The organism is Sorangium sp. So ce302 (genome assembly GCF_051530145.1).
GTDB lineage: Bacteria > Myxococcota_A > Polyangia > Polyangiales > Polyangiaceae > Sorangium > Sorangium cellulosum_B.
The window spans coordinates 7,845,339-7,860,259 of the sequence record NZ_CP150326.1; the positions used below are offsets into that span (position 1 = coordinate 7,845,339).

Sequence of the window (14,921 nt, forward strand, 5' to 3'; positions counted from 1 at the left end):
CGTGGCGACGTTCCTCACGACGGAGCGGATGAACCCCGCGCTCCGCGCGCGCGTGGAGCGGGCCGCCAGCCACCGGGCGCGCGCGCGCCATCACGCGGCTCGCGCCGGGATCAAGGGGACGTTCGCGAGCGACAAGCGGCTCGGGCGCGCTCGGCTGCTCACGCTGCTGGCGGCGGCGGCCATCGTCCTCCTCGCGATCGCGATGTACGTCCAGGATCGCCGCGCCGTCGAGGCCGAGCGTCGCGCCCTGCTGGCCGTGCTCGACGAGCGCCGCGCGGAGTTCCCGGCGGGCCACGAGGGCTTCGTCGAGGCGACGGATCGCTGGATCGGCGAGGCCGCGAGCGACGGGGACCCCACCGATGTCGTCGACCCTTCGCTCCGCGCTCCAGGGGCCCTCGACGCCCTGCTCCGCCGGCCCGCGGTGTACGTGCGCGCTCCTCGCGCCGAGCTGCGCGACGCTCGCGGGATCGACGACGCCGCGCGCGGATCCGACAAGGATGCGTTCCTCCTGTGCCTCCTGAAGCCTCCGCCCTCGCCCTCGGAGCGCGATCTGCTCACGAAGGTGCGAGGCGTGTATTTCGGCGGGACCAAGGTCGACGAGGAGACAGCGAACGTCCGCCGGCTCGCCGAAGCGCGGCTCGGCCTCGCGGTGCTCGGCCCCGTGTTCGAGGGCTCGGTGCGCGCGGCCCGCGACGTCGCGGCGGTGAAGAGGCACCGCAAGGAGCTGGATCAATCCCCGATCGAGCTGGCGAAGAAGGCGGCCGGCGCGGAGGTGCTGATCATCGTGGCCGAGAGCCCGGCCGAGCTCAAAACGTCCGCGAGCTCGGCGCGCGTCTCGCTCGTGGATCTCGCGGCGAAGAAGGTCCTCTTGCACGTGGGCCGGCGGGTCGACGAGCAAGGGCTCTCGCCGATCGGCGTGATCCATCGCGAGCAGATCGAGGGCTGCGGCCTCGCCTTCGCTGTGCGGCGCAGCGTCGAGGAGTGAGCGCTTCGATCCCCGGAGCGCGAGGCGGTCACCGAGCTCCGGCCCGCTCACCACCTGCAAAGTTAGCGGTACACGTCGAGGCGACCACGATCTCGGTCGCTCACTGCGGGGTCGTCGGCTCGAGGTCCGCCGCGCTCAGCGCCCCATGCGGCTTCGGCGAGGAAAAGCTCATCCGCTCACGAAACGATCTCCCGGCGCCGCAAGCGGCGCTACGCCGTGGTTCGAGTTGGCACCGGTAGGCTGTACGATGACCCCTCGATGACCCTGGAGGAAGCGCTTCGAAGGTTGTCCCCGTTCGCGGAGCCGCAAGGATTCGACATCGAACGCTTGCGACAGAGCCTCGCTTCCGACCCGTCGAGCGCGCGGGTGACCCAAGTCTTGCGCGAAGCCCTCGAAGCAGGTGAGGTCACGCCGTCCGCTTGGCAGAGCACGACGGGTTCCCCCACCCCCGACGACTTCAGCCCGGCATTCGGTCGACTGTGGGATGAGCTTTGCCGGGTAGACCTTGCCGACTGGGCCCACGGATTCCCCGAATGTTGGAGCCAAGCAGCGCTTCGACTTTGGGCGTACACGAACGGGTGGCTCATCAGCAGCGAGGACGAAGATCTGGCGCTCATGACCGAAGACTTCGTTCCGGGGTTGCTCGAGGTCGCCCGAGAGCCCGCTTGCCCGAAGCGAGAGTACGTCCTCGGGCTCGTCCGTTGCTGGGCGCGCAACACCGCCGCCACGGCGGCAGGTCGCGACGCTTTTCCGGACGTGGTCACGCGGCTCGCCGGGTACGAATCGCTTGCACGACGCGCCGACGATCCCGAACTTGCAGACTACCTTCGGAGGCTTGGCTCTTATGGAGTTCCTGGACCCGTCGATCGCGAAGAGGCGCACCAGCGCGGACGCGACCTGACTCGGAGCTACGAACCCAAGCCAGAAGAGGTCACGGTAGAGCGCGACGGCGCCTGTTGGCGGGTGGAGCTGCCCGAGCGACCGAAGATCCTCCGCATTGCGTTCTCCGACGGTCGCATCTCGTGAGACGCGCTTCGGTGGACATCGTGGACCTGCAGCGCCGGCAGCTTCTCGAGATCACCCGACCGAGCGCTCGCAGAGGAGCGCGTCGCGATGCAACAGGACGGCTTGGTGCGGCCGTCGCTCAAGCGCGCCTTCGCCGACGGGACGCGGGCAGGTTGCTGATGCAAATAGAGGGTCAGCAGAGCGCCGAGCCCCTCGCACGCCGGCCGCGCGCGGCGCCTCCCCCCCGCGCGGCCTCGCGCTCAGCGCGCGCACATCTCCATCAGCATCGCCTCCAGCACCGCCTGCGCCGGGCGGCGGCTGCTCTTCAGCGCGAGATCCGTCTCCGCGAGCACGCGCATCCAGCCGGCGAGCGCGCCCTTCGGGAGCTGGCGGACCGACTGCGCCACGTCGTTCGCCTTGAAGGGGGCCACGCCCGCGCGCTGGGCGGCCTCGGCCTGGCTCGCGCCCCCGGCGAGCGCCGACTCGAACTTCACCATCTGCCGCACCGACCACGAGACCGCCCCGAGCAGCCGCAGCCCGCCGTCGCGCGGATCGTAGGCGTCGGCGAGCGCCGCGAGCGCGCGGTCGAGGCGCCGCTTCCCGAGCGCGTCGATCAGCTCCCAGACGGTGCTCTGCCGGATGCGGATGACTATCTGGGCGATCGCGTCCTCGGTGATCGGCTGCTTCGGCCCGACGTACAGCGAGAGCCGCTCGAGCGCGTCGACCACGTAGCCGAGCTCGGGCCCGGCGAGCTCGGCGAGCTGATCGGCCACGTCGGGCGCGATCGGGTTGCCCTTCTCGCGGGCGACGGTCGCGATGAAGCCGGGCAAGGCGCGGCGGTTCAGGGGCTCGCACGCGACAAGGAAATCGCCCTTCTTGGCGGCGGTGACGAGGCGGCGCTGGCCGTGGAGCTTCGTCGCGACGAGCACGAGGACGGCGCTCGGCGACGGCGCCTTGGTGTACTCCGCGAGCGCGTCGAGCGGGCTCAGCTGCTTCGACACGCCCCGTTTACCGCCCGCGCCGCTCGCGCCGCGGTCGTCGTCCCCCTCGCCGTCGTCGCCCTCGTCCTTCTTCTCCCAGCGATCGACGCCGCGGACGAGCACGAAGCGGCGCGGGCCCATCATCGGGAGCATGCGGGCGGCGCCGAGGATCGACTCGATAGGCGCGTCGCCCGCGGTGAACTTGTCCTCGTTGAAGCCGGCGATGCCCCCCTTGGCCGCCGCTTCCCGGATCGCGCTCACCACGCGATCGACGAGCCAGCGCTCCTCCCCCAGCACGAGGTAGACGGGGCGGAGGGCGCCGGTGGCCGCTTCCTTCAAGGCTTGGTCGGGCGTCACCGCTCCGGCATCGGGCGTTCAGGCGGGTGCGTCAAGGGCGCCGCGCTCGCCCCCGGCGCCGGCGGGCCCGAGCCCGGCCCTCCCCTCGATCACGGCAGCGAGAACGGGACATCGACGCGCACGTTCGCCCCTGGCGGCGCGACGGCGACCGCCGGGAGCGCGGCGGCCACGCAGGCCGTGACCTCGGGGCTCGACGCCTCGCGATGCTCGATGATGCCGCGCGCGAGCTGCCGCCCCTGCGCGTCGAACGTGAGGTTGAAGACGTACTTCACCCCGCGCGGCGCCGGCTGCGCCGCGACCGCCGGCTTGTAGCAGCGCTCGATCAGGGCCGGCCGGTGCGCCTCGAGCGCCCGCGCGGCCTGCGTCGCGACCTCGTCGCGCGGCACGCTCGGCGCGGGCCGCGGCGCCGGCGCCTGGAGCGGGCGCACCGGCGCGCCCGCTCCAGGCGCCCGAGCCGCCGACCCCGCGGCGGACGCCGCATCGGCAGGCGGCGAGGGCGCTCCCCCGGCGGGGCGCGGGTCCGCGGGGACGCCGGCTGGGCCGTGGCGAAGGCCGAGGTAGACCGCGGCGGCGATCATGGCGCTGCCGAGGAGGATCGCGGTGGGGGTCGAGAGCTGCCTGCCCATGCCTTGGCATTCAGTTTGACAGGATCCCCCCCGACCACTCTAGATCCGCGCCGTGTGGTCCGTCCTGCTCGTATTCGCCGTGACGTACATGCTCATCGCGGCGCGGCGCCTGTCGATCCTGCCCATCGGACGCCCGGCCGGCGCGCTCGCGGGCGCGTGCGCCATGGTCTTCCTGAGCGCGATCCACCCGGGCGCCGGCCTGGACCCGTGCGAGGCGTTCTCGGCGATCGAGCCGAACACCATCGGCCTCCTGCTCGGCATGATGCTGCTCGCGGCGTCGCTCGACGCCGCGGGGGTGTTCGAGCGCGCCGCCGCGTGGGTCGCGCAGCGGGACCTGTCGCCGGTCCGCCTGCTCTACCTCGTCACGGTGGGCTCCGGGCTCGCCTCCGCGGTGCTGCTGAACGACTCGGTCTGCGTGATGCTGGCGCCGCTCGTCGACCGGACCGCCCGGCGCGCGGGGCTCGAGCGGGCGCCGTACCTCCTCGCGCTCGCGATGGGCGCCAACGCCGGCAGCGCGCTCACGCTCGCCGGCAACCCGCAGAACATGCTCGTGGGCCACCTCTCCGGCATCTCGTACCGCACGTACCTGCTGGAGGCGGGCCCCGCCGCGCTGATCGGGCTCGCCGTCACGGCCGTGACGCTGCACCTGCTGCTCCGGCGCCGCATCTCGGTGCGGACGCCCGCGCCCGAGCCCGCGCCCGAGCCCGCGCCGGCGGGAGGCGCCCGGCCGAGCGCCCTGGCGCCGCTCGCCTGCATCGCGGTCGTGTCGGCGCTGTTCGTGCTCGGCGCGAACCTGGCGTGGACGGCGATCGGCGGCGCGACCGCGGTCATCCTGCTCCACCGGCGCGACGCGAACGCCCTGTTCGAGCGGGTGTCGTGGACCGTGCTCGTCTTCTTCGGGGCCCTCTTCATCGTCGTGGCGGGCCTCCAGAAGACCGGCATGCCCGAGCAGGCGCTGCGCGCGGCCAGCCCCTTCCTCCCCGCCGGGCCGACGATGGGCCTGCTCGGGCTGAGCATCGCGATGCTCGTCGGGTGCCAGATCGTCTCGAACGTCCCCTTCATCCTCCTGGCGGACTCGTACATCCGCAGCCAGCCCGATCCGCACCTCGCGTGGATCACGACGGCGCTGGTGTCCACGCTCGCGGGCAACCTCACGCTGCTGGGCTCGGTGGCCAACATCATCGTGGTGGAGACGGTGGGCGCCGAGCGCGAGATCGGCTTCCGCGCTTACGCCAGGGTGGGTGTCCCGGTGACGCTCGCCTCGACCGCCGCGGCGCTGGCCTGGCTCCTCCTCGTACGGTGAGCCGCGCCGCCGCGGCGCGACCTCGCCACGCCGCCACGCAGAGCAGGCGCCGCGCCGATCACAGCGGCGCCTGCTCGCGCAGGCGCAGGCGGCGATGCCGCACCCCAGCGCGCGCGAAAGGGCGCCGTCCCGGCGGCCTGCGCCGCACGTCGAGCCACGCGTGGATCACCGTGATCCCGACGGCCGCACAGAACACAGGCCCCATGGCGAGCATCACCAGGAGCCGCAAGGCTTGCCGGATCGCACGCTTGTTCATGTGGCCCAGCGTACACCATCCCCGGTGGGCCCAGCAGCGATTGAATTGAAAAAATTCAACTTTGCTGCTGGAAAGACCTCTTATCAAGCTTCAACGAGGAAAAATCTTGTATCGCTGGATCGTGCTCGTTTACAGCTGGGGGTGGCCGACCTCGACCCTCTGTAGGCCTCTGCCGCGCGGCGAGCGGTCCGCGCCCGCGCGGCAGGGACGCCCCTGGAGGCGCGCCTGTGCGGCCGATCTCCTTCGCAGCGGCGAGCGAACCGCGGCCACCCATCTCCTGGAGGAGCCTGAATGGCGCACCAACTATCCAAACGAGTCGCCCTGGTCACCGGCGCTTCCCGCGGCCTCGGGGCGGCCATCGCCCGCAAGCTCGCGGCCTCGGGCGCGCGGGTGGCGGTCAACTACTTCGGCAGCGGCGAGCAGGCGGCGCGCGTGGTCGAGGACATCCGCCAGGGCGGCGGCGAGGCCGAGGCGTTCCGGGCCGACGTGCGCGACGAGCAGGACGTCGCCCGCCTCGTGGGCGAGGTGCAGGCCCGCCTCGGCCCCGTCGAGGTGCTCGTGCTCAACGCGACGGGCCCGCAGCCGTTCGTCAAGCTGGAGGACCTGACCTGGAAGCACTGCCTCGACCAGCTCGAGTTCTTCGTGAAGAGCCCGGTCCTCCTCGCGAAGGCGGTGGTCCCGGGGATGAAGGAGCGCCGGTCGGGGCGGATCATCAACGTCGGGTCCGAGGTCTTCGAGCAGGGCGTCCCCGAGTTCTCCAGCTACGTCTCGGCGAAGGGCGCGCAGCTCGGCCTCACGCGCTCCTGGGCGATGGAGCTCGGCCCGCACGGGATCACCGTCAACCAGGTGTCCCCCGGCTGGGTCGTCGTCGAGCGCCACATCCAGGAGGGCGCGAGCGCCGAGACCATCGAGGCCTACCGGGCGAGCAACCCGCTCCGGCGCATGGGCACGCCGGACGACATCGGCGAGGCCGTCGCCTTCCTCGCGTCCGACGCCGCCGAGTTCATCACGGGCCAGAAGCTGTCCGTGAACGGCGGCAGGACCCTGGCCTGAGCTGCTCCTGGAGACCGAGACGAGGCTCCTGCTGATCTCAGACCTCCCTGCTGCACGCCGCCTCGGCAGCGAACGGCAGCGTGAAGCGGAACGTCGTCGTCGCGCCGGGGGAGCTCTCGACGGAGATCGTCCCTCCGTGGGCCTCGACCAGACCCTTCGTGATGTAGAGCCCGAGGCCGACCCCACGCACGCGGCGCGCCTCGCCCTCGGGCGTGCGCGTGAAGCGCTTGAATAAAAGCGGCAGCGACGCCGGCGGGATGCCGGGCCCCCAATTTTTCACCTCGATCTGCGCCGCCCCCCCGGAGGCCCGGACGGCGACGACGATCTCTCGCCCGCGCTCCCCGTATTTCGCGGCGTTCGAGAGCAGGTTCGTGACGATCTGCTCGAGGCGGCCCGCGTCCGCCCACACGGGCAGAAGCTCGTCCTTGATCTCCACGCGCACGGTGTGGCCAGCCGTCATGCCGGCCGCCTTCTCGACGATCTCCACGAGCTGCGCGCGCAGAGCCACGGCGCGAGGCTCAAGCTTGAGCGCCTGCACCTCGATGCGCGTCGCGTCCAGGAGATCGTCGGCCATCCGGCTCATGCGGTCGACGGACACGGCGATCCTCGCGAGTTGCTTCTCGCTGTCGGGGGGCACGTCACCGCCCAGCCGGACGCGCAGCAGCTCGCTCGCCGTCGCGATGCTCTGGATGGGCTGGCGGAGGTCGTGCGCGATCACGCCGGTCCACTCCTCACGCTGCCGCTGCATCTCCTTGAGCGACGTGATGTCCTGGAAGACGGCGACGACGCCCTGGATCTCGCCGTCGTCCGACCGCACCGGTGCAGCGTTGACGAGCCCCGGGACGAGCGCGCCGTCCGCGCGCCGGAACAGCACCTCGACGCTCGTCACGATCTCCCCGCGGCGCAGGGCCCGGATGATCGGTAGCTCGTCCCACGGCACCGGCTCGCCCGACGGACTCCGCACGTCGAAGCGCGCCCGGCGGCCGCGGGGGTCGAGCACCTCGGCCGACTCACAGAGGTAGTCGGCCGCGACCCGGTTGAGCATGGTGAGCTGCGCGTCGGCGTCGATCAGCATCACCGCCTCGGGCATCTGCTCGATCACGGCCTGGAGCCGCCGCCGCTCTCTCGCCTCGGCGTTCCGGTGGCGCTGCTCCGCTTCATGAGCGCTCGCGAGCTCGGCCTCCATCGCCTTGCGCCGCGCGATGTCACGGCAAATCCTCGAGAAGCCGACGAGCCGGCCCGCCTCATCGAAAATCGAGGAAATCGTCATTTCGAGCTCGAGCCTCCTCCCGCCCTTGGCCCGGCCCACCGTCTCGAAATGCTCGCCGCGCTCGCCACGACGGAGGCGCGTGACGCTCTCCTCCGCCTCGCCAGCGCGCTCGGGGGGAGAGAGCATCGCCACAGGCCGCCCGATCACCTCCTCGGCGGCATATCCATAGAGGTGCTCCGCGGCCGGGTTCCAGCTCTGGATGATCCCGTCAGGGTCGCCGCCGATGATGGCGTCGTCCGAGGAGTGGGTGAGCGTCGCGAGGAACGCGCGCGCCGCCTCTGCCCGACACCGCGCCTCGTCGAGCAGGTTCAGGCGCACCGCGCTCATCCAGACCACGATCCCGAGGAGCAGCGTCGTGACGACCGAGACGAGCGAGAACGCCGCCGCCAGCGTGTACGCACCCGTCGCCATGCCCGCCAGGAAGAGACGGCCGAGGACGAGGGGGAGCGCGAGCACGCACGGCAGCAGGGGCCGCAGCAGGATGCTGCCTGGCGCGCTCGACCTGAGCGTGGCCATCGCCCCGTGATCGGGCCGCGCCGCGAGGATCCCGGCGCACAGCGCGAGCAGGGCGATCCCCCCGTGGAGCGGCATGCCCGTGAACGGAACCAGGAGCAGCAGCCCGTAAAAATAGCCGTCGCCGAACACGTACGCGGTCAGCGCGCTCAGCACGAGGGCCGCGGCCGGCAGCACGAGCAGCTCCGCGATCGGCCGGCCACGTCGCGTATCCGTGCGGAGCATCAAGAGCCCCGCGCCGATCAGGATGAAACAGAGAAGGGTGTTCGGCGGGGGCCTCCCGGGAAACGGGCCCGGGAAATCGACGGTGTTCGGGAAGAGCAGCGTGTCGATGCCGAGCTCCCAGCCGAAGGCATACTCCGCGAGGACGCCGACGCCGAACGCGACGACGGCGGCGGCGCAGAGCTGCCCGAACCGGCGCAGCAGCGCCGGACGCCCCTCCCCGCCCAGGATCCAGAGCGCGGCGCCGGAGAGGATGAAGGCGACCGCGGCATTCGGCACCATGCTCGGCAGACCCTCCCCGACCGAGACAAGCGGGGTCACGCCCATCGACCACCCCAGCAGAGCCGCGGAGCCGATCCCGATCGCGCAGGCGGCTGTCACGGCCACGCCGCGCGGCGCACCATGCCAGGGCTCCGCCGCCCAGCGGTACTTCATCAGATCCTCCTATCACAGCGTTGCGCGGAGTCCGATGGTTCGCCTCGGATGACGCTGCCCCTGGCGAACCCATGACTCAGGTTGAGCTCGTCTGCCCGGGCGCGTACCGGGGACGCACATCCCGGATGGTGATGCAGGGCTCGGACCGAGGGCCACGCGCGGCGGCGGACGCTGCGCGAGTCCGGCGAGCGGTCACCCGGCGCGCTCAGGCTTTGCGTCCGACCCTGGCCGGACTTCGGGCGGGCGGAACTAGAGAAGCCCGCGGTGGGCCAGGGAGAGCAGGTCCATCGACGTCGCGACGACGATGTGGATGGCGCAGCCGCCCCAGATGGAGTCGCTCTTCAGGCTCACCGTGCCGAGGATGAACCCGGCGAGCACCGAGCCGAGCGCCTCGGGCAGCGGCTTGCCGAAATGGATCATCGCGTAAGGCACCATCATGGCGAAGATCGACGAGTAGCCGAGCGCGCGGCGGATCCCGTGAACGAAGAAGCCGCGGTAGAAGAACTCGAGCGCAACGAACTGCGCGGCATAGAGCGCCTCCCACGCCCAGAGCCAGGGCCACGGGCCCTCGCCCGGCGCGAGCTTGTAATAGGGATACTTCGCCTGGAAGGCCGGCGAGAGCGACGCGCCGAAGAGGAACGGCGCCATGACGGCGAAGAGGAAGCCATAGACGGGCAGGTGCCGCGCCGTCCCGCGGACGCGCAGGCCGAAGCTCCGGATCGGCGCCCGCAGCACGACCGCCTCGTGGGCGAGGTGCAGGCCCGCCTCGGCCCCGTCGAGGTGCTCGTGCTCAACGCGACGGGCCCGCAGCCGTTCGTCAAGCTGGAGGACCTGACCTGGAAGCACTGCCTCGACCAGCTCGAGTTCTTCGTGAAGAGCCCGGTCCTCCTCGCGAAGGCGGTGGTCCCGGGGATGAAGGAGCGCCGGTCGGGGCGGATCATCAACGTCGGGTCCGAGGTCTTCGAGCAGGGCGTCCCCGAGTTCTCCAGCTACGTCTCGGCGAAGGGCGCGCAGCTCGGCCTCACGCGCTCCTGGGCGATGGAGCTCGGCCCGCACGGGATCACCGTCAACCAGGTGTCCCCCGGCTGGGTCGTCGTCGAGCGCCACATCCAGGAGGGCGCGAGCGCCGAGGCCATCGAGGCCTACCGGGCGAGCAACCCGCTCCGGCGCATGGGCACGCCGGACGACATCGGCGAGGCCGTCGCCTTCCTCGCGTCCGACGCCGCCGAGTTCATCACGGGCCAGAAGCTGTCCGTGAACGGCGGCAGGACCCTGGCCTGACCGCCCCCAGGGAGGGAGAGCAGGACCCGCGCGTCCCCTGTCTCGTGGATCGGGTCAGCGATCCCGGCGGCCCGCTCCGCCGCGCCACCACCGCGCCTTCACGACGAGCACCCCGTAGACGACCAGGAGCGGACCCACCGCGAGGTGCGAGAGCAGCGCGAGCACAAGAAGCACGCCGTTGACGCCGTCGTCCGGGCTCCTGGCGCGATCGCGCAGCCCTCCCATGATCTCGATCACGCCGGTGGCCAGGTTGAAATACGTGAGCCCCGTCACGATCAGCGCGAGGGGCAGGAGCGTCGCGGTGATCACCGCGGGCCAGCGCAACCCCACGCCGCGCGAGAGGTAGTGAACGAGCAGCGCGACGCGCCAGCCAGCGACGACCGAAAGAAACCCGAGGTTGATCTGGATGGCCACGGGCATGGAGGTGAAACGCTCGACCGGGATCGCATAGAGCGCCGCCGGGGGCGCCGTCATCGTGATGACGGTCAGGAGCTTCGCGTAGGAGAGCCGCAGCTCATCCGGGCGCCGGAGCGGCGCCACGACGATCCAGAGAAACGCGCTCAGGAGGATGGCATAGACGACCGAGCCAAGGCCCGTCTTGCGCCAGGCGCTGGCGACCGGATCGTCCCAGTACCGCCCGACGCCGACGAGCCAGGTGCAGGCCAGGCCGAGCGCGAGGTGCCGCCCGTCGAGGCGCGCGAGGTCGTCGCGCGAGAGCCGGAAGGTGAGCAGCCGCCCCGCGGCGCGGGCGAACGACGGTCGATCACGATCGTGCATGCCGTCCCCTGCGGGCGCGTGTGGCGCGACGAAACCGGCTGCGCCGGCGCGCGGTCTCCCCCGGACTGTAGAGCTCGCTCATCAGCCAGCGGAACCCTTGCTCGAGCTCCTCCACGCTCATGCGCGCTGGCCTGAAGGTCACGTCGAACAGCGTGCACGCGTCCCAGAACACGGGGCGGAGCAGCCGCCCCTGCACCTCGAGCGCGCGGTGGAGCGCGGTGCCCGGGAACGGCGTGAGCACCGTGATCTGCACCTCGGCGAGATCGCACTCCCGGGCGAACGCGAGCGTGCGCTCGAAGACGCCGCCATCGTCCTCGTCGAAGCCGAGCACGAAGCAGCCGTTCACCGGGATCCCACGCTCCTGGATGCGGCCGACCGAGTCGACGTAGCGGGCCCGCTCCGCGGCCTTGAACCCCCGCGGCTCCGCGGCCCGGAGCGCGGTCGGATTGACCGACTCGAGGCCGATGAGCAGCTGGGCGCAGTTGGACTCGGCGAGCAGATCGAGGAGCTCTGGATCGTCGGCGACCGAGATGTCCGTCTCGGTGAACCACGCGATCGGGCGCGCTCGCCGCGCGTTGTACTCGACGAAGAGCCGCGCGAGCTCCCGCGCCCAGGGCTTCTGCACGAACGTGTTGTCGTCCGCGAGCTCGATGAACGGCTGCGGCCACACCTCGATGATGGCGTCGAGCTCGCGGCGGATGAGCGGGACAGGTTTGCGCTTGTAGGGGCTGATGAGCCGCGAGGCGGCGCAGAAAGTGCAGGCGAGCGGGCAGCCGCGCGTGGCCTGGAGCGTGAACCGATTGTACCGAGCGACGTCGAGCAGGTCATAACGCGGCACCCGCGCGCCCTCGATCTGGAACGCGGGCCACGCGCCGCTCCGGGCGCTGTACAGCGGGCGCAGCCGGCCCTCGTCGAGCTCCTGGAGCAGCGCCGGCCAGAGCAGCTCCCCCTCGCCCTGGACGACCGAATCGGCGTGCTGCGCCGCCTCGTCGGGGAGCGCGGAGGCGTGCAGGCCGCCGAGGACCACGGTGACGCCCTCGGCGCGCAGCCGGTCGGCGAGCGCGTAGGCGTCGAGCGCGCGCGCCGCGAGCGACGAGATGGCGACGACATCGTACCGGCCGTCCACGATGCCCGCGACGTCCGCGTCGGCGATGGCGTCGAGCTCGCGGTACTCCACCTCCCAGCCCTCGGGCGTGTGCGCGGCGATCGTGAGCAGCCCCAGGCTCGGCAGCGACGCGATGACCTCGCTGCGCTCGACGAAGCCCGGCAGCGTCAGCCCCAGGCGCGCGAGCTCCTCGTCCTTGACCCGGACGCCGCTCATCGCGAGAAGAAGCGCGCGTCGCGACCTTCGCCCCATCGTCGTCGAGGGAGGCATATCGTGGTCCTTCCCGGCGGGAAATGAAGTTCGTGCGAGGAGCACGTAGCGCAGCCAGCCGCGAGACGCCTGCTCTACGCGGCGAGGCGGCGGCCGCGCGTCGTCATAGACGCCCTTGATGCCACAGGGAGAGCAGGTCCATCGACGTCGCGACGACGATGTGGATGGCGCAGCCGCCCCAGATGGAGTCGCTCTTCAGGCTCACCGTGCCGAGGATGAACCCGGCGAGCACCGAGCCGAGCGCCTCGGGCAGCGGCTTGCCGAAATGGATCATCGCGTAAGGCACCATCATGGCGAAGATCGACGAGTAGCCGAGCGCGCGGCTGATCCCGTGGAGGAAGAAGCCGCGGTAGAAGAACTCGAGCGCAACGAATTGCGCGGCATAGAGCGCCTCCCACGCCCAGAGCCAGGGCCACGGGCCCTCGCCCGGCGCGAGCTTGTAATAGGGATACTTCGCCTGGAAGGCCGGCGAGAGCGACGCGCCGAAGAGGAACGGCGCCATGACGGCGAAGAGGAAGCCATAGACGGGCAGGTGCCGCGCCGTCCCGCGGACGCGCAGGCCGAAGCTCCGGATCGGCGCCCGCAGCACGAGCTTCGCGACGACGAGGGTCGGTATCAGATAACCGACGAGGCGGCCGAGCGCCCAGACGATACGCTGGTGAAAGCGGCGATCCGGCGACGTGTTCAGCGCGTCATGGAGCCTCGCCGCGGCGCCGTCGAGGCCCACGGCGCGCAGGCCATCGACCATCCAGCGCGTGTCGTTCTCGTTGCCCGCGAACCGGACGAAGATGAGCACCCCGATCACGGTGAGGAACACGCACACCATCCGGCGGGTGACCTCGCCCGCGGGCGTGGTGGCCCGGTGGTGCGCCGCCTCGGCGTCGAGCCGATCGCGCAGGTCGATGACGTACTCCTGCCAGATCCGGCGGAAAAAGCGTCCGATCACGCGCCGTGCTTATCACCGCCGGCGCCCCCGGCACAACCGTGCGGCAGGCGCTTCTACTGCTGGGTGGTGGGATTGACGATGATCTCGACGCGCCGGTTGTTGGCCCGGCCCTCGGTGCTCGTGTTCTCCGCCACGGGGCGGTCCGGCCCGTGGCCCACGGTCGCGATCTTGTCCCCGGGCAGCCCCGCCGTGATGAGGTGGGCCTTCACGGCGTCGGCGCGCTCCAGCGAGAGCTTGCGGTTCGCCTGGGCGGAGCCGGTCGAGTCGGTGTGCCCCTCGATCCTGATGGGCGGCGACCCCTGGTCCTTCAGCGTGGCCGCGACCTGGCTGAGCTTCTCCTTGGCGATCGGCAGGAGATCGGACTTGCCCGAGGCGAAGAGCACCGCGCCGGAGAGCGTGATGACCACGCCGCGCTTCTCCTCCTTCACCGCGGCGATCTCCTTGAGGCTCGCGAGCGCCGCGTTCGCGACGCGCTCGGCCTCCCGCCGCGCCGCCTCGGCCTCCTGGCGGGCCTTCTCGGCCGCGGTGCGCGCGCTCTCGGCCTGCAGCCGCGCGCTCTCGGCCTGCTGCTGCGCGGTCTCGGCCTGGGCGCGCGCGTGCCGCTCCCGCTCGATCTGCTGCTGGCCGCTGTGCAGCGCCTCCCTCGCGCTGGCGAGCTGCTGCTGCGAGAGGTCCTTGAACGCGTCCTCGGCCGCGGCCTTGTCGCGCTGCGCCTGCAGCAGCGCCGCCGCCGCCTCGGCCTCCTGGGCCTTGCGGTCGGCGATGTACGCGAGATCGCGCGTCTGCGGGGCCTCGGCGTCCTCGCCGAACGCCCCCTCGGCGCGGGAGAGCGCCTGCTTCGCCGTGTCGAGCTGGGCGGGCGCGAGGCGCGAGGCGGCGCCTTCCGCCGCGCGCCTGTAGCTCGCGCGGGCGTCGACGAGCTCCTTCGGCGGGACCGCCGCGCCGCACCCCGACGCCGCGTAGAGCGCGGCGCACAGGGCGAGAGACCGGGCAGGCCAGGACGGGTTCTTCACCAGAGATGCCATCACCATCACCTCTCGCTTCACTTGACCCCCGCCTGCTTCATTTTCTCGACCTGCTTCAGCGCCTCCTGCGCCTCGGCCTGCGTGGAGCGCGCCTTCGCGAGCGCCAGCGCGAGCTCGGCGTCGGCCTCGGCGCGCTGGAGGAGGCGCGTGGCAGACTCGTTGTCCTCGGCCTGCATCTGCTGCTTGGCCTTCTCGAGCTGCTCGCGCGCGAGCTTCAGGTGGAGGGTGGCCTGCGGGTCGGACCCGGCGCCCATCTCGTCGGCCGCGCGGATGGCGGCCTGGGACGAGGCGAGCTGGTCGTTCGGCGGAGGCACGGTGCCGCCGCACGCGGCGAGCGCAAGACCGAGCACTGCAGCGAGCACCGCGGCCGGGCTCGCGAGGCGGCGTAGGGGTGGCTTGTTGTTCGGGCTTCGGTTCACCCGGCCGTTGTACAACACCCGAGGTCTCCGAGAAATCAGGAAACCCCTGCCGTTGCGAGCGATCTCGGCCGTCTGCCTCGGTCCGCCGCGCCA

Annotated in this window: 15 protein-coding genes; 5 read left to right on the plus strand and 10 right to left on the minus strand. The window is 71.7% G+C overall.

The window, feature by feature from the left end; all coding sequences use genetic code 11:
• Position 1 precedes the first annotated feature (1 nt).
• On the plus strand, positions 2 to 985 hold the full coding sequence (locus tag WME73_RS29620) for a hypothetical protein (RefSeq protein ID WP_437911710.1): 984 nt from the start codon (positions 2 to 4) through the stop codon (positions 983 to 985).
• 258 nt (positions 986 to 1,243) lie between these two features.
• A complete protein-coding gene (locus tag WME73_RS29625) occupies positions 1,244 to 2,011 on the plus strand; it encodes a hypothetical protein (RefSeq protein ID WP_437911711.1) in 768 nt (255 codons plus the stop codon).
• A 239-nt stretch (positions 2,012 to 2,250) separates the two neighbouring features.
• On the opposite strand, the gene holA is transcribed toward WME73_RS29625, so the two are convergent.
• Positions 2,251 to 3,309: a DNA polymerase III subunit delta gene (holA, locus tag WME73_RS29630; RefSeq protein WP_437911712.1), complete on the minus strand. Its 1,059-nt coding sequence runs from the start codon at positions 3,307 to 3,309 to the stop codon at positions 2,251 to 2,253.
• Positions 3,310 to 3,416: 107 nt separating this feature from the next.
• Entirely contained in the window at positions 3,417 to 3,953 is a 537-nt protein-coding gene (locus WME73_RS29635; protein ID WP_437911713.1) for a hypothetical protein, read from the minus strand.
• A gap of 52 nt (positions 3,954 to 4,005) precedes the next feature.
• Here WME73_RS29635 and WME73_RS29640 point away from each other — a divergent pair, with 52 nt between their 5' ends.
• On the plus strand, positions 4,006 to 5,256 hold the full coding sequence (locus WME73_RS29640) for an SLC13 family permease (protein ID WP_437911714.1): 1,251 nt from the start codon (positions 4,006 to 4,008) through the stop codon (positions 5,254 to 5,256).
• A 58-nt stretch (positions 5,257 to 5,314) separates the two neighbouring features.
• Here the strand turns inward: WME73_RS29640 and WME73_RS29645 are convergent, their stop codons facing one another.
• Positions 5,315 to 5,512 (minus strand): hypothetical protein, encoded by a 198-nt coding sequence (locus WME73_RS29645; RefSeq protein WP_437739757.1) that lies wholly within the window; start codon positions 5,510 to 5,512, stop codon positions 5,315 to 5,317.
• Positions 5,513 to 5,803: 291 nt separating this feature from the next.
• Between WME73_RS29645 and WME73_RS29650 the strand changes: the two genes are divergently transcribed.
• Positions 5,804 to 6,565, plus strand: a complete 762-nt coding sequence (locus tag WME73_RS29650; RefSeq protein WP_437911715.1) for an SDR family oxidoreductase — start codon at positions 5,804 to 5,806, stop codon at positions 6,563 to 6,565.
• Positions 6,566 to 6,602: 37 nt separating this feature from the next.
• Here the strand turns inward: WME73_RS29650 and WME73_RS29655 are convergent, their stop codons facing one another.
• Both WME73_RS29655 and WME73_RS29660 read right to left on the minus strand, forming a co-directional pair.
• Entirely contained in the window at positions 6,603 to 9,005 is a 2,403-nt protein-coding gene (locus WME73_RS29655; RefSeq protein WP_437911716.1) for a PAS domain S-box protein, read from the minus strand.
• A gap of 249 nt (positions 9,006 to 9,254) precedes the next feature.
• Positions 9,255 to 9,653 (minus strand): CPBP family glutamic-type intramembrane protease, encoded by a 399-nt coding sequence (locus WME73_RS29660; protein ID WP_437911717.1) that lies wholly within the window; start codon positions 9,651 to 9,653, stop codon positions 9,255 to 9,257.
• On the opposite strand from WME73_RS29660, the gene WME73_RS29665 reads away from it, so the two are divergent.
• On the plus strand, positions 9,594 to 10,286 hold the full coding sequence (locus tag WME73_RS29665; protein WP_437917444.1) for an SDR family oxidoreductase: 693 nt from the start codon (positions 9,594 to 9,596) through the stop codon (positions 10,284 to 10,286). The two genes, WME73_RS29660 and WME73_RS29665, sit on opposite strands and share 60 nt — an antisense overlap.
• A gap of 54 nt (positions 10,287 to 10,340) precedes the next feature.
• On the opposite strand, the gene WME73_RS29670 is transcribed toward WME73_RS29665, so the two are convergent.
• The 5 genes from WME73_RS29670 to WME73_RS29690 all read right to left on the minus strand — a co-directional run bounded on the left by WME73_RS29670 (position 10,341) and on the right by WME73_RS29690 (position 14,828).
• Entirely contained in the window at positions 10,341 to 11,063 is a 723-nt protein-coding gene (locus WME73_RS29670; RefSeq protein WP_437911718.1) for a hypothetical protein, read from the minus strand.
• Complete coding sequence (locus WME73_RS29675; protein WP_437911719.1) at positions 11,050 to 12,384, minus strand: B12-binding domain-containing radical SAM protein; 1,335 nt, start codon at positions 12,382 to 12,384, stop codon at positions 11,050 to 11,052. Before WME73_RS29675 ends, WME73_RS29670 begins: the two co-directional genes overlap by 14 nt.
• Positions 12,385 to 12,541: 157 nt before the next feature.
• A complete protein-coding gene (locus WME73_RS29680; protein ID WP_437911720.1) occupies positions 12,542 to 13,384 on the minus strand; it encodes a CPBP family glutamic-type intramembrane protease in 843 nt (280 codons plus the stop codon).
• Between the two features lie 53 nt (positions 13,385 to 13,437).
• Positions 13,438 to 14,409 carry an OmpA family protein gene (locus tag WME73_RS29685; protein WP_437739761.1) on the minus strand — a complete coding sequence of 324 codons (972 nt, stop codon included), beginning with the start codon at positions 14,407 to 14,409 and terminating at the stop codon, positions 13,438 to 13,440.
• A 17-nt stretch (positions 14,410 to 14,426) separates the two neighbouring features.
• Positions 14,427 to 14,828: a DUF4398 domain-containing protein gene (locus WME73_RS29690; RefSeq protein WP_437739762.1), complete on the minus strand. Its 402-nt coding sequence runs from the start codon at positions 14,826 to 14,828 to the stop codon at positions 14,427 to 14,429.
• Positions 14,829 to 14,921: the final 93 nt, after the last annotated feature.